This is a genomic window from Rahnella sp. PAMC25617, from assembly GCF_050606005.1.
GTDB classification, from domain to species: Bacteria; Pseudomonadota; Gammaproteobacteria; order Enterobacterales; family Enterobacteriaceae; genus Rahnella; species Rahnella variigena.
Map to the genome: position 1 here is coordinate 39,193 of NZ_JBOCUM010000018.1, position 19,106 is coordinate 58,298.

Sequence of the window (19,106 nt, forward strand, 5' to 3'; positions counted from 1 at the left end):
GCCCATCAACCTTCGCCTAAATAGGCGCGGATCACGTCAGGATTATTACGAATTTCAGCCGGTGTGCCTTGTGCCAGCGGCGTGCCCTGATTCACCACGTAGATGCGATCGGAAATGCCCATCACCAGTTTCATGTCGTGCTCAATCAGCAGAACCGACACGTTGTGCTGGTTACGCAGTTCGGCAATCAGCTGATTCAGCTCTTCGGTTTCACGCGGGTTAAGACCGGCAGCTGGTTCATCGAGCATCAGGATTTCCGGGCGCGTGACCATGCAGCGGACAATTTCCAGACGGCGTTGCTGACCGTAAGCCAGATTGCCAGCCTGACGGTTCGCCAGTTCGAGCAATCCGACACGTTCCAGCCAGTCGGCAGCGCGATCCAGCGCATCCGCTTCGGCGCGACGGAATCCCGGCGTTTTAAACAGCCCCGCCAGTACGCCGCTTTTCAGGTGCTGATGCTGGGCGACCAGCAGGTTTTCAATCACCGTCATTTCGCGGAACAGACGCACGTGCTGGAAAGTACGCACCACGCCCATGCGGGCAATTTTCTGCCCCGGCAATCCTTCCAGATGCTGGTCACGCAGTTTAATGGTGCCGCCGCTCGGTTTATAGAAACCGGTCAGGCAGTTAAATACCGTGGTTTTACCGGCACCGTTCGGGCCGATCAGCGAAACAATTTCGCCCTGGTTGAGGTTCAGCGCCACGTTGTTGACCGCCAGCAGGCCGCCAAAACGCATCATCAATCCCTCAACCGCTAACAGAGGTTGCGTACTCATGCCTGTTCCCCCTGATCCGCGATTTGTTTCTTCGAAAGCTTCAGCTTGAGATGAACACGTTTCATCGGCAGCAAGCCCTGCGGACGCCAGATCATCATCAGCACCATTAACGCACCGAGCAGCAACATGCTGTATTCGTTGAGGTCACGCATCAGTTCGCGGGAAACCACCAGCAAAATAGCCGCCAGAATAACGGCAAACTGCGAGCCCATCCCGCCGAGCACGACGATAGCCAGCACGAAAGCGGATTCCGCAAAGGTGAAGGATTCCGGGCTGACAAAGCCCTGACGCGCGGCAAACAGCGTACCGGCGAAACCGGCAAATGCGGCGCTGATGGTGAACGCGGTCAGTTTGATGCGGGTCGGATTCAGCCCCAGAGAACGGCAGGCAATTTCATCCTCACGCAACGCTTCCCACGCGCGCCCCAGCGGCATACGCAGCAGACGGTTGATGATGAACAAGGTCGCGATCACCAGCAGCAGCGCCACCATATACAGGAAGATAATGCGGTCGCTCGGATCATAGGCAACATGGAAGAAATTACTGAACGTGTCCCAGCCGCCGTCACGCGGCGTCCGGCTGAATTCCAGCCCGAACAGCGTCGGTTTTGGGATCTGGCTGATGCCGTTCGGCCCGCCGGTCAGTTCGGTATTATTGAGCAGAAGGATACGGACGATTTCGCCGAACCCGAGCGTCACAATCGCCAGATAGTCACCCCGCAACCGCAACACAGGGAATCCGAGCAGGAAACCAAACGCCGCCGACACCAGTCCGGCCAGCGGTAACGCTTCCCAGAATCCGATGCCGTAATAGTGATTGAGCAGCGCGTAGGTGTAAGCGCCGATGGCATAAAAGCCGCCGTAACCCAGCACCAGCAGGCCGGACAATCCAACCACTACGTTCAGACCGAGGCCGAGCATGATGTAGATCAGGGTCAGTGTGGCGATATCCACCGTGCCGCGCGAGACGATAAACGGCCAGGCGATAGCAGCGATAATCAGCACCAGCACCAGCAGTTTTTGTTTCGGCGTCGAGCCATCAAAGCTCGGCAAAACCCAGCCCGGTCCGGAGACTTTTTTCAGGCTGCTGCTGACCATCGGGCGGAACAACTGAAACACGAAGACGATGGCGCAGCCGATGGCAATCCACGTCCAGCGCACTTCACCGGCTCCGTTGACCACCAGTTTTGTACCGTCGAGGCTCAGCTGTAATCCCATGATGAACGCGGCCAGCACCAGCAGAACGAAAGCGGAGACCAGCGCATTTAACAGATTCAGGCGCTTCATACTTTCTCAACCTCCGGACGTCCGAGAATGCCGGTCGGCAGCACCAGCAACACGACGATCAGCAAGGCGAAGGACACCACATCTTTGTATTCGGTGCTCAGATACGCCGAGGTTAGCGCTTCAGCCACGCCTAAAATCAGGCCGCCGATCATCGCCCCCGGAATGCTGCCGATGCCGCCGAGCACCGCCGCGGTGAAGGCTTTCATCCCGGCCATAAAGCCGATGTATGGGTTAATCACGCCGTAGAACTGACCGAGCAGAACGCCAGCGACGGCGGCCATTAATGCGCCAATGACGAAAGTCAGCGAGATCACGCGGTCAGTGCTGATCCCCAGCAGGCTGGCCATTTTCAGATCTTCCGCACAAGCGCGGCAGGCACGTCCCATACGCGAATAACGGATGAACAGCGTCAGCGCCAGCATCGCGACAAACGTGACTATCCAGATAATCAGTTGCATGGTGCTGATGGTCGCGGCGAAACCATTCGCCTCGCCCAGAGTCCACTGGCCGGTCACCAGACTGGGTAAAGCGAGATCGCGTGAGCCCTGCGTGAGGCTGACGTAGTTTTGCAGAAAAATGGACATCCCGATGGCAGAAATCAGTGCAATCAGACGCTTGGAGTTACGCACCGGCTTATACGCCACGCGTTCAATACTCCAGCCGTAGGCACTGGAAATCACAATCGCGGCGATAAAACCGGCACCGATCAGCAACCAGCTGGCGTCGATACCCATCATCATCAGAGCGGCGATTACGATAAAGGAGACATAACTGCCGATCATATACACCTCGCCGTGGGCGAAGTTGATCATGCCGATAATGCCGTAAACCATGGTGTAACCAATGGCGATCAGCGCATAAGTGCTGCCCAACGTGACACCGTTGAACATCTGCTGAATGAAATAGAGAAACTGCTCTGACATACCCTATCCTTATTAATCAAGGGTTTGATAACTTGTGCTGAGACTGCAACCCGGCGCCACTTAATAACACCAGACGCCGGGCAGAGTAATGCGCGGTTCTTGTTCTGAAACATAATGCCCAAAATCATTCGTGTTGCATCAAGGCGGCAACTGAATGAATCCCCGGGAGCTTACACAGGTAAGTGACCGGGGTGAATGAAGGCGGCCAACGCAGAGGCGGCGCGAAGGATGCCGGGCATTTATTTGATCGGGGTAGACGTGCCATCCTTATGCCACTCGAAAATACCGAATTCGAATCCTTTCAGGTCACCTTTCTCATCCCAGCTCAGCGGACCCATGACAGTATCCACTGACGCTGATTTCAGATTTTTAGCAATGTCAGCCGGTTCCATGCTGCCGCTGCGTTCCATACCGGTGGTCAGCGCCTGCAATGCAGCGTAAGTCGTCCAGACGAACGGACCGGTTGGATCCAGTTTTTTGGCTTTCAGCGCATCAACGATTGGCTGGTTAGCCGGAACCTGGTCATAACGTTTTGGCAGCGTCACCAGCATACCTTCAGAGGCATCACCGGCGATGTTAGACAATGAGGAGTTGCCCACGCCTTCCGGACCCATGAATTTGGCGTTAAGACCGGCTTGCTTGGACTGGCGCAGGATCTGGCCCATTTCCGGGTAGTAGCCGCCGAAGTAAACGAAATCGACGTTTTCTTTCTTCAGACGTGCCACCAGCGTGGAGAAGTCTTTATCACCTGCGGTCACACCTTCAAAAAGAACGACGTTGCCGCCACCTTTTTTCAGCGCGTCCTGCACGGAACGGGCCAGGCCTTCGCCGTATTGCTGTTTGTCATGCACAACGGCGATACGTTTTGGTTTGATGGTGTCGAGGATGTATTTGGCTGCGGTCGGGCCCTGATCGGAATCCAGACCGGTGGTGCGCATCACCATTTTATAACCGCGGGTGGTCAGGTCAGCGTTAGTCGCGGCCGGAGTGATCATCAGCACGCCTTCATCTTCATAGATGTCAGAAGCAGGCTGAGTAGAGGAAGAGCACAGGTGGCCGATCACATAACGGATACCGTCGTTGATCACTTTGTTCGCTACCGCAACCGCTTGTTTCGGGTCACAGGCATCGTCATATTCCACGCCAACCAGTTTGTCACCTTTCACGCCGCCTTTGGCGTTGATGTCAGCGATGGCTTGTTTTGCACCTGTAAATTCCATGTCACCGTACTGGGCGACCGGACCTGACATAGCACCAACAATGGCGACTTTAATATCTTTTGCGAATGCCGCCTGACTCATTGCTAATGCAATACAACCTGCCAGCCAGATCTTACCCTTCATTGCTTTCATCCGATTACCCCGTTCATGTGTGTGTTGTGGTTTGCTCTTTATTGCCTGTTTAAAACATCATCACTTAGGAAATTTAGTATAAGTAATAACGAGTTAACGGCTTATTTCGTCTTATTTTCGAATAAGACTTTATAATTCATATCATTAAACAGGAATTTTCTTCTGCAAATCAAATAGCACAATCAGAAATATGAGGTGTAAACAGAATTTTATTTGGGTGAAAAGGCGGGCGCGGATGTAAACAATCAGTCGTTAACACTGGCTTTATTGATTAAAGCCAACATTTATCGCTTATGCAGAGATCGCTAAAAAACTTTTCGACCTGTTACTGTACAAAAAAAGTTACGCCCGTTCTGCAGAACGATCCGCTACACTGATCGCCTCCTTTTTCTGACCTTCCGCATCATGAAACTAACTATCCAAAAACTGACGTCACTCAGCGCGCAGGACCTGATCGATCTGGCAAAAATCTGGCCGGAGCAAACCGAAAGTGACTGGCAAGCCAGCCTGCAAAACGACCGTGCGCTGTTTGCGGCGGTGTTTAATGAACGCATTCTGGGCGCGGTGAAAATTGCGCTTGATGGCAATCAGGCTGAACTGAGTGATTTGCTGGTGCGCGACGTCACGCGTCGTCGCGGTGTCGGGCTGTATCTGATGGAAGATGTGCAGGCGCAGCTGCCGCAGGTGAAAAGCTGGACGATGAAAGCAGAACCTGAGCCCGTGCTGGATGCGTTTATGCAGGCATGTGGTTTTCGCAATGAAAAAGGTGTGTGGCGCAAATAAGTGCTACAGGCGACCCGTCCCCGGGCGCCTGGGTTTCCCTTTTACTGACTGGTTTTCAGCTGGCTCTCCGGCAATTTTGGTGTTTCAGGTTTTGCCCTGAGAAACGCTATCGCGACCACGCCAAACAACGTGATGCCGCAAAGGGTGAGTAAGCCGGCAATATTATTCGAGAACATACTATCCGCGGCCACACGGATTTGTGGTGCCAGGAATCCGCCAATCGCCCCGAACAGATTGATGAAACCAATCCCCGCCGCCAGCGCACTGCCGCTGAGCAACGTGGTCGGAATGGTCCAGAACACCGGCTGTACGGCAATAAACCCAACGGCGGCAAAGCACAGCGCACCTATCGCCAGCACCGGACTGGCAACCAGAGCAGAACCCCCAATCCCCAGCCCGGCGGCCAGTAAGGTGAACGCGGCTATCGAGCGTAAATGGCCAGTTTTATCGGCATAGCGCGGAATAAAGAAGGTGCCGAACATCGCCGCAATCCAGGGAACAGACGCGATCAGCGACGCACTGAAACCGACTTTTGTTCCCAGCAAACTGGCGACCTGCGTCGGCAGGAAGAAAATCAGCCCGTATACGCCAATCTGAATAATCAGATAAACCAGCCCGAGGTGCCAAATCGCCGGAATGCTGAAGGCATCCCGCAGGCGTGAATTCTGTTTCAGTTTCTCTTCTTTCGCCAGTTCACCGATCAGCGCCTGTTTTTGTTCAGCTGACAGGAAACGCGCCGTCGACGGGCCATTATCGAGATACCAGAATGTCCAGATACCGGCCATCACCGCCAGCACCCCTTCAATCATAAACATCCAGAACCAGCCCGGATGTCCGGCAAAACCGTGCATCTCCAGCAACGCACCGGAAAGCGGGCTGCCAAACGTCAGCGCCAGCGGAACGCCCATATAAAATAATCCCATCACCGAAGCCCGGTTTTTGGCCGGGAACCACAGGGATGTCAGGTAGATCATGCCGGGGAAGAATCCGGCCTCGGCAGCACCCAGCAGAAAACGCACCAGCAGGAATTTGAATTCCGTGTCGGCAAAAGCCATTGCTGACGAGAGAACGCCCCACACCAGCGTGGTGCAGCCAATCCATTGTTTGGCACCGAACTTTTTCATTAATAAATTTCCCGGCGCACCGAGAAAAGCATAAGCGACGAAGAATATTCCCGCCCCCATCGCAAAAGCTTCATTACTTAATCCGGTATCAATCTGATAAGACTCTTTCGCAAAACCAATATTCGCCCGATCCAGAAAGGCCAATATATATAACGAAAGCATAAAAGGAATCAGACGCCAGCGGGTTTTCTCAACGGCTTTATTTAATATCGTCGTCATAATATGAACCTTTTTATAACCGGCCTGTTATTAGTCAAAAAATAATATCAATAACAGGCCGAAGTAAACGTTCGGATAAATAATCTGTCGCAGAAATTAATGCTGATATGGGCGGGTTAATTTGCACTCAGGATTTAATTCCACCCCGAATCCCGGTTTATCCAGTACCGATTTATGAATACGTCCGTTCACCGGCACCGGCTCATCAAGCAGGATTGGCGCAAACTGCGCACGGGTGTGGTCAGCCTCAGGTGCAGTCATCAGGAACTCGCTGAAAGGCGTATTGGTGAAGGTAATCACCGCATGATGTGAATACACGGAGGAACCGTGCGGCACCACTAATTGCCCTTTCGCCTTGGCGATGGCGGCGATTTCCAGCAAGGTGGTGAGCCCGCCACACCAGCCCACGTCAGGCTGCATGATATCGACGCCGGTTTCTGACAACGTCTGGAAAGACTCCAGCGTGCCGTGGTGTTCGCCGGTGGTGACCATCATCCCGGCTGGTGCGTTGCGTTTGATTTCGCGGTAACCTTCATACTGTTGCGGCGGCAGACATTCCTCAATCCATTTGAGGTTATACGGCGCACAGGCATGCGCCACTTTGGTAGCGAAATTAACGTCCATCGACATCCAGCAGTCAAGCATCAGCCAGAAATCCGGGCCGCATTTCTCGCGCATATCCGCCACCATAGCAGCCGTTTCACGTACGCCGTGGTCGCCATCATGCGGGCCAAAATGCGTCACCATTTTGCCACCGATGAAGCCCATCTCTTTGGCCAGATCCGGACGTGAACCGGTAGCATAGAACTGGATTTCATCGCGCACTGCGCCCCCGAGCAGTTTATACACCGGCAGTTGCGCACATTTACCGAACAGATCCCACAGCGCCAGGTCGACGCAGGAAATCGTATTCATCACCAGACCGCCGCTGCCGGCGTAGAACATCGTGGATCGCATCATCTGGTCGTGGATCAGTTTGATTTCTGAGACACAGCGCCCTTCAATAAAACGGTTGAGATGTTTTTCGACAATAAAACACCCCATTTCACCCGCCGTAGACACCGCAAAACCGGTGACGCCATTGTCGGCTTCTATTTCAACCACCAGCGTACCCAATACGTTAATACCGAATGACTGTCGGGATTGTTCATATTCTTTATATTTACTCATTGGCGTACAGACTTTATCGTCGATCCAGTGTTTTTCCTGCTGGTCATGATAATCCGCACCGCCACTGCCTTTTTCTGCGGTCGCACCGCCCATGAAATATGCACGAATTTCTTTAATTTTAGGTAATACTCTTGATTCCATCATAATATAAACTCCGTTTATTTTATCAGGGTAAGGAGAGAGGTTATTTCTTTATTCAGGGAAAAGCTTAAATCATCTATCTTTTGCTTTATTTCATCCGAAAGCGGAATTTTATTTTCGCCCAACGGGAAACCACGTAATGACATGCCGAGTTTATATCCCAGAGGAAAAGGCAATGACGCCATCATCGACATCACGGGTAATGCGGCAAATTGTAATGCCTTCGATTGTTCCGTTTTTCCTTCGCTGAAGAGATCATAAATTTTACACATCACTTCCGGCAAAACGCCTGCGGTCGCGGTCACGCTGCCGGTGGCTCCGGCACATAATGCGGAGAAGAAAAATTCTTCCCGGCCGGTCATCACAGCAAAATCTGCGTCTTCCCGCGGACAACAGGACAGCATTTTCATCATGCCGACGGCATCACCGCTGGAATCTTTAATACCGACAATATTCGGATGGGCTGCCAGTTCAGCGACACTTTCGGCATTTAACGGATCGGCAAAAAATGGGATGTTATACAGGCATAACGGCAGATTTACCGTGCTGGCAACCTGGCGAAAAACACTGGTCAGCGTCGCAGCATCATAGTGATAAAACGAAGGCGGCATCAGCACGACCCCGCTGGCACCGGCACGTTCTGCCGCATGTGCCAGTGCGATGCTTTCATCCGTCGTGGTCGCCGGGATCCCTGCCCAGACGGGGACACGTCCGGCAGTCTGTTCAACGACGGTTTCGACTACCGCACGCTTTTGCTCAACGTCCATATAACCGGCTTCGCCCACCGAACTCACCGGGAACAGAGCACTCAGGCCAGCCGCTATCTGAAAATCGACAATTTTGCGCAACATGTCCATGTCTGGCTGCCCTGCTTTCCAGGGGGTTAACATGGCGCTGATGACTCCTGAAGGTCGTAACATCATTGATTCCTTATGCTTTGTAGCCCAGATCCCTGGAGATTTCCCAGGCGGTTTTTTTTACCTTGTCAGCCAGTGCGTCGATATTTTCCGGCATGACATGCAAGGTGGTGCCCACGACGGAAATCGCTGCCGTGACGCGATGTGCTGCATTGAATACCGGCGCGCTGATACAGCGGATATTCGCCACATCTTCTTCATCATCGAAAGCCCATCCGCGCTGATGGATTTGCTGTAACGCCGTGCGCAGCTGCTGAGCACTGGTCAGCGAGTTGGGCAATACCGGGCTGAATTCCAGTGCAGCAATCAGTGCGTCCTGACGTTCACGACCGCACCAGGTCAGCAGACATTTGCCCAGCGAAGAGCGGCACAGAGACAGGCGTTTTCCTTCCCAGGTGCGAACCTGAATATTCGACTGGCTCTCGACTTTGATCAGATAAATCGGCGTATCCCCGTCCAGCACGCCGAGATGACAGAGCAGCCCGGTGTCGTGCATCAGTGCTTTCAGATGCGGGAGTGCGACATTGCGCAAATCGAGCTGGCGGGAAACCTGACTGCCCAGCTCCAGCAATCTGAGCCCGAGGCGGTAATTACCGGAATTTGACTGCGTAACTAAACGCTGATTTTTCAGTTCCTCCAGCAGCAGATACACGGTGCTTTTGGGCATCCCCAGTTCACTGACCAGCTGGTTCGCGTTGCACTGTCCTTGCCGGGAAATGATGTCGAGAATGGCGACGGCGCGCGTCAGTGCCGGAACTTTTGATTTAGCGATTAATTCCATCATGCTGGAATCCATTCTGTTGAGATGGACAAGTTATAGAGGCAAAAATGAACAGACGACAGGACGCTTGTGATCCTCTGTGATTGAGTTCTCTATAAAGTTGAATATTCCAACATGCTGGAATAACCAGATGATTTAAAAGGGAAAATATTCAGAATAATTCCAGTATTCTGGAATTAACAGGGGCGTTCAGAGGGGAATTTCAGGCATAAAAAAAGCGACCATAAAGGTCGCTTTTTCACTTCGGAAACTGCGTTTATCAGGCTTCGATTGCCACACGCAGTTTTTTCATCGCGTTCTTTTCCAGCTGACGAACACGTTCTGCGGATACACCGTATTTATCGGCAAGCTCCTGCAGAGTCGATTTGTTTTCGTCGTCTAACCAGCGGGCACGAATGATATCCTGGCTGCGCTCATCCAGACCTTCCATTGCAGAAGAAAGTTTGTCTGTCGCGTCCTGATCCCAGTTATCTTCTTCGATGGTTTCTGCAAAATCAGAACTCTTGTCTTGCAGATACAGCATCGGTGCCATCGCAGCGCCGTCGCGTGGTTCATCGTCCGGGGTCGGATCAAACGTCATGTCCTGTGCGGCCATGCGTGATTCCATTTCCAGCACATCTTTGCTGGTCACACCCAGTTCGCGGGCAACGTGCTCTACTTCGTCGTGGCTGAACCAGCCCAGACGCTGTTTGTTTTTACGCAGGTTAAAGAACAGCTTACGCTGCGCTTTGGTGGTGGCGACTTTCACGATGCGCCAGTTACGCAGCACATATTCGTGAATTTCTGCTTTGATCCAATGCACGGCAAAGGACACCAGACGCACACCGACTTCCGGATTAAAACGGCGAACCGCTTTCATCAGGCCGATATTCCCTTCCTGGATAAGGTCTGCCTGTGGCAAACCGTAACCTGAATAGTTGCGGGCAATGTGAGCAACAAAGCGCAGGTGAGACAGGATCAGCTCTTTCGCTGCTTCCAGGTCACCGTCGTAATGCAGCCGTTCAGCCAGCGCCCGTTCTTCCTCTGCGGTGAGCATAGGATAGGCATTGGCGGCCCGAACATAGGCTTCCAGGCTACCTTGGGGTACTAATGCTAAAGTGCGCATTTCTTTGGTCATTCAAGCCTCTCATGTATGACGTAATGCAGGTTTTATACCACGTTGCTGCGGGATGATACCGCTACGTTGCTGGCCTTCAGGGGCGACAACAAAGCAACGCCGAGCCCTTCATATTCGCTGCTCTACGACCACGAATTTTACATAAAGTTCACGGACAGATTCAACAGTCTGATGACTGTATGTGACAGACTGACTATTGGATAGTGAATTTGTGCCATTGCAGGGGAAGCAGGAAAATGATGGGACGATATAGCAAGAATCGGCTGTTCCCCTGTACACAAAGACTGAGCAGCAGGGGAACATTATAGCAAATTATCGCTACTGTGGTGTAAATCGCCGTAAATGTTGAACCGTCGCCAGCCAGGCGGCAATCCAGCCAATCATCGCGGACACGATCAGCAGCAGCAGGCTTTCATCCCAGCCCAGACCGTGCAGGTCAAAGGTGGTACCGAACACCTGTGCCACCTGGGTCACTACACTCTCAAGGCGCAGCACCAGCACTTCTGAGAGGATCAGCGACAACAATGCGCCGGTGAAACCGAGCATCGCGCCGCCATTCAGGAACGGTCTGAGTATGAACCCGTCGGTCGCGCCAATCAGCTTCATCACGTTGATGGTATCGCGTCGGCTGAAGATGCTCAGTCGCACACTGTTACCAATAACCAGGAAGACGGCGATCACCATCAGCACGCCGATCATCGCCGCAATCTGCCCGACCAGACCGGTGAGCGCCGCAAGACGGGCAAACCAGCTGTCATCCATACGCACTTCATCCACGCCATGAACGGCCGCCACGCGGTCGCGCAAGGTGTTGAGTGTCGCAGAATCCTGGAAATTCATTTTAGGCGTGATGATAGCCACCGCTGGCAGCGGGTTTTGCTCCAGCATGTCCATTGCGCCGCCAAAGCCAGACCAGTTGCGGAACTCGCCCATCGCTTCTTCACGGGACAGATAATTAACTTTATCCACGCCCGCTTCTGTTTTGAGGGTTTTCACCACGTTTTCTGCGGCGTCATCATCCAGCGCTTTGTCGAGATACACGGTCAGCTGCGGCGTCGGATACCACTGTTCTGCCGCGGTACTGACGTTTTTCCACACCAGATAACAGACGCTCGGTAGCGTCAGGGAAATCGCGATTACCATCACCGTGAGCAGTGTTGCCAGCGGCTGACGCAGCATGTCAGCCAGCGCGTTCATCCACGCATAACGCCACTGTTCGCGCCAGCCACCCTGCAACGCTTTGCTTTTTGCGGCACGGGCGCTTTTTGCGGTTTTCGCCGGGTTCGGACTGTTCGCCATTAGTACACCCCTCCCGACATACGCCCCTGACTCAGCGTCAGCGTACGGTAATTACGACGGGCAATAAGACCCACATCATGCGTCGCCATCAGAACGGTGACGCCGACGCGGTTAAATTCTTCGAACAGACGCAAAATGCCTTCCGACAATTCGCCATCGAGATTACCGGTCGGTTCATCCGCCAGCAGCACCGCAGGCTTGTTCACCACCGCACGGGCGATGCCCACACGTTGTTGTTCACCGCCGGAAAGCTGGATTGGCAGGTTCTTCGCTTTATCCAGTAATCCGACTTTATCCAGCGCAGCCGACACGCGACGGCGAATATCTTCGCTGCTGGCTCCGGAAATGATCAGCGGCATCGCCACGTTGTCATACACGGTGCGATCCATCAGCAGATGGTGATCCTGAAAGATCATGCCGATCTGACGACGCAGAAATGGCACTTCGCTGGATTTCAGACGGCTGATGTCATGGCCGCCAAACAAAATATGTCCAGCACTCGGGCGTTCAATGCCGCAAATCAGCTTGAGCAGGGTACTTTTACCCGCGCCTGAGTGTCCGGTCAGAAATGCCATTTCCGCTTGCTGGATGTGAAAGTTGACGCCCTGAAGCGCCTGTCGTCCGCCCAGATAAGCTTTACTGACCTGTTCAAAGCGAATCATCCGTATTAATCCTCTCGGGCAAAAAGTGCCTCAATAAAATCGTCTGCCTTAAACGGCCTTAAATCTTCGATACCTTCACCGACACCAATGTAGCGGATCGGAATGCTGAACTGATCGGCGATGGCAAAGATCACGCCGCCTTTCGCGGTGCCATCCAGTTTAGTCAGCGTTATCCCGGTCAGCCCGACGGCTTCGTTGAATAATTTCGCCTGACTCACCGCATTCTGGCCGGTGCTGGCATCGAGCGTCAGCATCACTTCATGCGGCGCATCTTCGTCGAGCTTCTTCATCACGCGGACGATTTTCTTCAGCTCTTCCATCAGGTGCGCTTTGTTCTGCAAACGCCCGGCAGTATCGGCAATCAGCACGTCGATATTACGGGCTTTCGCCGCCTGAATCGCATCGAAGATAACGGACGCGGAATCGGCACCGGTATGCTGTGCAATCACCGGGATCTTGTTGCGCTGACCCCAGACCTGCAACTGTTCAACGGCTGCGGCACGGAACGTATCGCCCGCCGCCAGCATCACAGATTTACCCTGTGCTTCAAACTGGCGCGCCATTTTACCGATGGTGGTAGTTTTACCGACGCCGTTTACACCAACCATCAGAATGACATACGGGGTTTTCCCGCTGACATCCAGTGGCTCGTCAACTTTCGCCAGTATTTCGGACATTTCTTCCTTCAGCTTACCGTACAGCGCGTCAGCATCTTTCAGCTGTTTACGCGAAGCGTGTTCGGTCAGTGAAGCAATGATTTTACGGGTAGTTTCGACGCCAACGTCGGCGATTAACAGCTGTTCTTCCAGCTCTTCGAACAGATCGTCGTCGATTTTCTTACCGCGGAACAGGCCGACAAAACCGGAACCCAGATTCTGCTTGGTTTTGACCAGACTGCGTTTCAAACGCGCAAAGAAACCTTCTTTGGTCGGACGCTCCTGCTCGGTTTCACCGGCAGGTAAAACGACGATAGGATCCAGCGCCACCGGCAGTGGTTCTTCGGCTGCGACAGAATCATCAACATAATCAATGGCATCAAGACGTTCGTCTTCGGCAATTTCTTCGGCCGATTCAGCAAATTCGTCTTCAGCAACATCTTCTTCAATCAGATCGTCTTCAACCACCACTGGCTGCGCAGCAACCTGTTCGGTGATGTGAACAATTTCTTCTGCCAGTTCAGCGGCGGCCTGTTCGCGAACCGGTTCAGGTTCTTTCAGCGGTTCCGGCTCAATTTCTGGCTCAGGTTCCACTTCCGGTGCCGGTTCGACTTCTGGCTCAGGTTCAACCACAGGTGCGATTTCTGCCGCAGATTCTGCGGAGGCTGCGGTATCCCATTCGCCAGGATGCTGCTCAACCGGAATACCCGGCTCTTCCGCTAGCGGATGTTCTTCAACGACCGCATGTTCTTCAACAACAGACTGTTCTTCAATAACAGGCTGTTCTTCGCGGATTTCTTCCTTCTGCTGCTCTTCTTCCTGACGGCCACGGCCAAACCAGGAGAAGAAACCGCGTTTTTTATCTTTTGCCATTTTACAACTTCACTCCTCGCCGTTAATGACTGGCGAACGGATTATTAATAGGGTTATGGTCAGGCAGTCTATCACTTTCCCCTGCAGGCAACACGCCCGCGTATTGAATTCCGGTGGTTTTTCAATCGACAATGTTAAACATTTGCCCAATGGCTGCACACCGGTAGAATAGCCTTCCAAACGATATGCAACGAAGCCTGACGGCTTTGGATTACACAAGCGAACTATGGCAAAGAAACCCAACACTCCCGCCGCCGGCCAGATCCGAATTATTGGCGGACAATGGCGCGGACGCAAACTTCCGGTTCCACATAGCCCGGGACTGCGCCCGACCACCGATCGCGTACGCGAAACGCTGTTTAACTGGCTGGCGCCGGTTTTACAGGGCGCACATTGCCTGGACTGTTTTGCAGGCAGCGGCGCGCTCGGTCTGGAAGCCTTGTCACGTTATGCGGCCAGCGCCACACTGCTGGAGTTTGAACGCCCGGTTGCGCAACAGTTAGAGAAAAACCTGGCGCTGCTAAACGCCAGTGATGCGAAAGTATTTAACGTCAATACATTGAACTGGCTGGCAAAAGCCGGAAATGCCTTTGATGTGGTTTTCCTCGATCCGCCTTTCCGTAAAGGCATTCTGCAAGACACCCTGAACCTGCTGGAGCAAAACCAGTGGCTGGCGGATGAAGCCTGGATTTATGTCGAAACAGAAGCCGAGCACGGTACATTGGATGTGCCCGCCAGCTGGCGGCTGCACCGTGAAAAAGTCGCCGGACAAGTTGCTTATCGCCTCTACCATCGCGATGTGACGCCTGAAACCGGCTCACCAGAACAGGAGCAGTAAGATGTTGATCAATATTGGTCGGTTGTTGATGTTATGTATTTGGGCGTTTCTGGCGTTTAACCTGATCCACCCGTTCCCGAAGCCGATCAAATACTTTTTAGACGTGGCGATTGTGTTCATGTTCTTTATGCACGGCCTGCAGGTGATGCTGCTTAAAGCCACGCAGGGCAAGGAAAAGGACACCATCGGCCCGTGGCTGCAAACCCGCATCTTCCTGTTCGGCGTGTTCGAACTGATGGCGTGGCAGAAAAAACAGCCGCCGCTGCCCGCTAAAAAGTAATGCCTGTATTGACGGCGCGTCAGGCGCCGTTCATTTCCTGCGTCGCCCCACTGTTTTAAAACTGCGTTAATCAGACCCGTCGTTACGGGGATTTCTGATTGTCGCCGGTGTGCCCTCTCTCCTACACTGAAAGCAAGTACAGGAAAACAGGATGTGTTTTCCTGAAGGCAGATCCTTGCATCGTTTCCATGTTCTGTTCTTACATTTAAAAGGATAAACAATGAGTTGGCCATTCCTCGCAGTATTTTTCTCTGGCTGGTTATTCGTTGACGCCAGCTATCGCGGCCCGCGCTGGCAGCGCTGGGTGTTTAAACCCGTCACCTTACTGCTGCTGCTTTTGCTTGCCTGGCAGGCACCCACGCTCAATGTTTATAGCTACCTGATCCTGCTGGGACTGGCGGCGACGCTGGTGGCAGACGGCCTGTTGTTGCTGCCTGAAGAGCGGTTCATGTACGCCATCGGCGCGTTCTTCCTCTCGCATCTGCTGTATACGTTGAGTTTCGCCAGCCAGATGACCATTACCTTCTTCTGGCCGTTGCCACTGACGCTGCTGATTATCGGCGCCATATTGCTGGCAGTGATCTGGACGCGGCTGGCCGAACTGAGATGGCCAGTGACCACTTACATCGCGATGACCCTGCTGATGGTCTGGCTGGCAGGCGAGCAGTATTTCGCGCGCAGTACCGACATGGCGTTTTCGCTGTTCTGCGGCGCGGTGCTGTTGCTGCTGGCGAATATTCTGTGGCTGGTCAGCCGCTATCGCTTCAAATTCCGTGCGGCAGACGCACTGGTCGCCGCCTGTTACTTTGGCGGTCACTTCCTGATCGTCCGCTCACTTTATTTGTAAATGACTCAATAACACTGACTACAATCCCCAAAATAATTCGAGTTGCAGAAAGGCGGCAACTGAAGGAATCCCGATGAGCTTACTCAGGTAAGTGATTCGGGTGACTGAGGGCAGCTAACGCATCTGCAGCTCAAAGTATGAAGGGGATTAAAATTGCTTGACCTTAGAGCTGACTCCAGGGTTTACACTGGTCGTAATTCCACTCGGTTTCGAACCGGAGGCTTTATGATCCCAATGAAAAATAACAACAGCTGTAGCTGCGGATGTCAGGGCAAACGCGCGCCTGGACTGCATATCAACAAAATCGGCGCTATTGCCCAGTCCGGTACACATCCTGCCAGCTGTTGCAGTGATAAATCCCCGCTGGCGGCGTCGGCTTGTGCCACCACTTCTGACAGTTGCTGTGCGCCGAAAGCAGGTGAGCACTCACATACTTCTGATGACGGCAGCACAGAAGGTTCGCCGGGCGAAGATGACCCCAGCGCGCCGCCTTCCGGCACTCAGCAATACAGCTGGAAAGTGGAAGGTATGGATTGCCCGGCCTGTGCCCGCAAAATCGAAAATTCTGTCGCCGGTCTTGATGGCGTAAACCGCGCCAGAGTGCTTTTCGCGACAGAAAAACTGGTCATTGATGCCAGCCACGACATCTCACAAAACGTGATACAGGCCGTGACCGGTGCAGGTTTTATCCTGCAATCCCTCGATAAAAATCAACATACTCCGCAACCGGAAGAGTCACGTCTGAAAGAGGCGCTGCCGCTGATCGTCCTTTCGGTTCTGATGCTGCTGAGCTGGGTGCTCGACCATTTCAACCCGCAAATGGGTGAAATTGCGTTTATCGCCACCACACTGGTAGGACTTTGGCCGGTGCTTCGTCAGGCTATTCGCCAGACCCGTTCCGGCTCGCCTTTCGCCATCGAGACCCTGATGAGCATTGCCGCAATCGGCGCGCTGTTTATCGGTGCCACTGCCGAAGCGGCGATGGTGTTGCTGCTGTTTATGGTCGGCGAACGCCTTGAATCCTTTGCCGCCAACCGGGCGCGCAGCGGTGTGAAATCCCTGATGGCGCTGATACCCGATACCGCCGTCCGCGTAGTGAATGGTAAATCTGAAACCGTGCCGGTCAGCAGTTTGCGTCCCGGCGACATTATCGAAATCGCCGCAGGCGCACGTCTGCCCGCCGATGCCATTTTGCAAAGCGCTGCCAGTTTCGATGAAAGTGCCCTGACCGGCGAGTCGGTACCTGTAGACCATCAGCCCGGTGAGAAAGTCCCCGCGGGCAGCCTGTGCGTTGACCGCCTCGCACGTCTGGAAGTGGCTTCTGCACCCGGCAACAGCGCCATCGACCGCATCCTGCAACTGATCGAAGAAGCCGATGAACGCCGTGCGCCAATCGAGCGTTTCCTCGATACTTTCAGCCGCTATTACACACCGGTCATTATGCTGATGGCGCTGCTGGTGATTGTCGTTCCGCCGCTGGCAATGGGACTGTCGTGGGAAACCTGGATTTACCGCGGGCTGACTTTATTGCTGATTGGTTGCCCGTGCGCCCTGGTAATTTCAACGCCGGCAGCGATCACCTCCGGGCTGGCCGCGGCGACGCGTCAGGGCGCTTTAATCAAAGGCGGTGCAGCGCTGGAACAACTGGCGCTGATTCAAACCGTAGCGCTGGATAAAACCGGCACACTGACCGAAGGCAAGCCCGAAGTCACTGACGTTTTAATCCTGAACGGTGCCAGTGAAGGCGAAGTGTTAAGTCTGGCCTCGGCGGTGGAAGAAGGTTCGCATCACCCGCTGGCACAGGCGATTTTAGCCCGTGCAAAAATCAGTAATCCGTTACCGCTCACGGCGCAGGATCGCCGCGCGCTGGCCGGTTCAGGCGTGGAAGGTCTCGTTTCAGGTCGCAAAATTCAGGTACTGGCACCAAAAAGCGTGACTGAAAACAGTCTGACAGCGGAAACCCTTACGCAAATTACTGACTGGGAATCCACCGGAAAAACCGTGGTGGTAGTGTTGCAGGAAAATAATGCGATCGGGCTGATTGCCATGCAGGATCGTCTGCGTGATGACGCGGCAGAGGCGTTGCAGAAACTTAAAGCACTCGGCGTTTCAGCAGTGATGCTGACCGGTGACAATCCGCGGGCTGCGAAAACCATCGCTGACCGGCTGGGCATTGATTTCCGCGCCGGTTTACTGCCTGCGGATAAAGTCTCGGCGGTCACCGCGCTGAATGCGCAAAAACCGGTGGCAATGGTCGGTGATGGCATTAACGATGCGCCGGCGATGAAAGCCGCGACTATCGGTATTGCGATGGGAAGCGGAACGGACGTCGCGCTGGAAACGGCGGATGCCGCACTGACGCACAACCGTCTGAGCGGGCTGGCGCAGATGATCAGCCTGTCACGCGCCACCCGGGCAAATATCCGTCAGAACATCACGATCGCGCTGGGGCTGAAAGCGATTTTCCTGGTCACCACGCTGATGGGGCTGACCGGATTGTGGCTGGCCGTGCTGGCGGACTCCGGCGCAACGGCGCTGGTCACCGCCAATGCGCTAAGGCTGTTGCGCAATAAATCGAAATAAGCTTAATCGATGCGAACGTAATCGCAGCAGACAAGACTCAGGGCTGAGCTATCAGCCCTGTTTTTCGACTAAACCTTTGCACAATAAATAGCGATACGGCTGAGCTTCGGTATCCGATGCCAGCAGCGTATGTTCCATAAAACGGCAGAAACCGGGAATATCGCGGGTCGTTGCCGGATCATCGGCGATGATCAACAGCGTTTCGCCATCTTTCATGGTGCGTACCGCTTTGCGAACCATCATCACAGGTTCCGGGCAACGCAGGCCGAGCGCATCAAGCTGATGGTCGGGATTGATAAAGGGATCGGTCATTTCGTGTCTCAACATCTTTGGGCGCGGCAAAGCCTGATAGTTTAACCCGCTGGATTTCCCGCGCAACTGACACGGCTCACTGCGCTAAAATTAACCGTCGGATCTGTTGCGCAAACGGTGTGCAAACAGGTACTATGCGCGCCGCAAACCGCTAACGCCCCTGCGAC

Annotated in this window: 18 protein-coding genes; 5 read left to right on the top strand and 13 right to left on the bottom strand. The window is 53.7% G+C overall.

Features of this window, described 5'->3' with window-relative positions; genetic code table 11:
* Positions 1-5: 5 nt before the first annotated feature.
* The 4 genes from livG to ACM615_RS21080 all read right to left on the bottom strand — a co-directional run bounded on the left by livG (position 6) and on the right by ACM615_RS21080 (position 4,337).
* Positions 6-776: a high-affinity branched-chain amino acid ABC transporter ATP-binding protein LivG gene (gene livG / locus ACM615_RS21065; RefSeq protein WP_013577465.1), complete on the bottom strand. Its 771-nt coding sequence runs from the start codon at positions 774-776 to the stop codon at positions 6-8.
* The gene (locus ACM615_RS21070) at positions 773-2,062 is read right to left on the bottom strand and encodes a high-affinity branched-chain amino acid ABC transporter permease LivM (RefSeq protein WP_120162778.1); all 1,290 of its coding nucleotides are present in this window, start codon (positions 2,060-2,062) and stop codon (positions 773-775) included. The genes livG and ACM615_RS21070 overlap by 4 nt, the downstream gene beginning before the upstream one ends.
* Positions 2,059-2,985 carry a high-affinity branched-chain amino acid ABC transporter permease LivH gene (gene livH / locus ACM615_RS21075; RefSeq protein ID WP_113878018.1) on the bottom strand — a complete coding sequence of 309 codons (927 nt, stop codon included), beginning with the start codon at positions 2,983-2,985 and terminating at the stop codon, positions 2,059-2,061. Before livH ends, ACM615_RS21070 begins: the two co-directional genes overlap by 4 nt.
* 239 nt (positions 2,986-3,224) lie before the next feature.
* A complete protein-coding gene (locus ACM615_RS21080) occupies positions 3,225-4,337 on the bottom strand; it encodes a branched-chain amino acid ABC transporter substrate-binding protein (RefSeq protein ID WP_112290547.1) in 1,113 nt (370 codons plus the stop codon).
* A gap of 405 nt (positions 4,338-4,742) precedes the next feature.
* Here ACM615_RS21080 and panM point away from each other — a divergent pair, with 405 nt between their 5' ends.
* A complete protein-coding gene (gene panM, locus ACM615_RS21085) occupies positions 4,743-5,120 on the top strand; it encodes an aspartate 1-decarboxylase autocleavage activator PanM (RefSeq protein ID WP_431012485.1) in 378 nt (125 codons plus the stop codon).
* Positions 5,121-5,161: 41 nt separating this feature from the next.
* Here panM and ACM615_RS21090 read toward each other — a convergent pair whose 3' ends face one another.
* From ACM615_RS21090 to ftsY, 8 genes are all read right to left on the bottom strand, one after another.
* Positions 5,162-6,463 (bottom strand): MFS transporter, encoded by a 1,302-nt coding sequence (locus tag ACM615_RS21090; RefSeq protein ID WP_165929055.1) that lies wholly within the window; start codon positions 6,461-6,463, stop codon positions 5,162-5,164.
* Positions 6,464-6,559: 96 nt separating this feature from the next.
* A complete protein-coding gene (gene rhmD, locus ACM615_RS21095; protein ID WP_113878037.1) occupies positions 6,560-7,774 on the bottom strand; it encodes an L-rhamnonate dehydratase in 1,215 nt (404 codons plus the stop codon).
* 17 nt (positions 7,775-7,791) lie between these two features.
* Complete coding sequence (locus ACM615_RS21100; RefSeq protein ID WP_431012486.1) at positions 7,792-8,697, bottom strand: dihydrodipicolinate synthase family protein; 906 nt, start codon at positions 8,695-8,697, stop codon at positions 7,792-7,794.
* Positions 8,698-8,704: 7 nt separating this feature from the next.
* Positions 8,705-9,475 carry an IclR family transcriptional regulator gene (locus ACM615_RS21105; protein ID WP_243701114.1) on the bottom strand — a complete coding sequence of 257 codons (771 nt, stop codon included), beginning with the start codon at positions 9,473-9,475 and terminating at the stop codon, positions 8,705-8,707.
* Positions 9,476-9,731: 256 nt separating this feature from the next.
* Complete coding sequence (gene rpoH / locus ACM615_RS21110) at positions 9,732-10,589, bottom strand: RNA polymerase sigma factor RpoH (RefSeq protein ID WP_112290541.1); 858 nt, start codon at positions 10,587-10,589, stop codon at positions 9,732-9,734.
* 318 nt (positions 10,590-10,907) lie between these two features.
* Positions 10,908-11,888 carry a permease-like cell division protein FtsX gene (gene ftsX, locus ACM615_RS21115; protein WP_112290540.1) on the bottom strand — a complete coding sequence of 327 codons (981 nt, stop codon included), beginning with the start codon at positions 11,886-11,888 and terminating at the stop codon, positions 10,908-10,910.
* Positions 11,888-12,550, bottom strand: a complete 663-nt coding sequence (gene ftsE, locus ACM615_RS21120) for a cell division ATP-binding protein FtsE (protein WP_013577472.1) — start codon at positions 12,548-12,550, stop codon at positions 11,888-11,890. Before ftsE ends, ftsX begins: the two co-directional genes overlap by 1 nt.
* A gap of 5 nt (positions 12,551-12,555) precedes the next feature.
* Positions 12,556-14,079, bottom strand: coding sequence for a signal recognition particle-docking protein FtsY (ftsY, locus tag ACM615_RS21125; protein ID WP_431012487.1), 1,524 nt, complete (start codon positions 14,077-14,079; stop codon positions 12,556-12,558).
* 226 nt (positions 14,080-14,305) lie between these two features.
* Between ftsY and rsmD the strand changes: the two genes are divergently transcribed.
* From rsmD to ACM615_RS21145, 4 genes are all read left to right on the top strand, one after another.
* Positions 14,306-14,917 carry a 16S rRNA (guanine(966)-N(2))-methyltransferase gene (rsmD, locus tag ACM615_RS21130; RefSeq protein WP_113878024.1) on the top strand — a complete coding sequence of 204 codons (612 nt, stop codon included), beginning with the start codon at positions 14,306-14,308 and terminating at the stop codon, positions 14,915-14,917.
* Between the two features lies 1 nt (position 14,918).
* Entirely contained in the window at positions 14,919-15,197 is a 279-nt protein-coding gene (locus ACM615_RS21135; protein WP_013577475.1) for a DUF1145 family protein, read from the top strand.
* Between the two features lie 220 nt (positions 15,198-15,417).
* Positions 15,418-16,044: a lysoplasmalogenase gene (locus tag ACM615_RS21140; protein ID WP_112290535.1), complete on the top strand. Its 627-nt coding sequence runs from the start codon at positions 15,418-15,420 to the stop codon at positions 16,042-16,044.
* Between the two features lie 225 nt (positions 16,045-16,269).
* A complete protein-coding gene (locus ACM615_RS21145; RefSeq protein ID WP_431012488.1) occupies positions 16,270-18,627 on the top strand; it encodes a zinc/cadmium/mercury/lead-transporting ATPase in 2,358 nt (785 codons plus the stop codon).
* Positions 18,628-18,678: 51 nt separating this feature from the next.
* Here the strand turns inward: ACM615_RS21145 and tusA are convergent, their stop codons facing one another.
* Positions 18,679-18,939 (bottom strand): sulfurtransferase TusA, encoded by a 261-nt coding sequence (gene tusA, locus ACM615_RS21150; protein WP_112290532.1) that lies wholly within the window; start codon positions 18,937-18,939, stop codon positions 18,679-18,681.
* Positions 18,940-19,106: the final 167 nt, after the last annotated feature.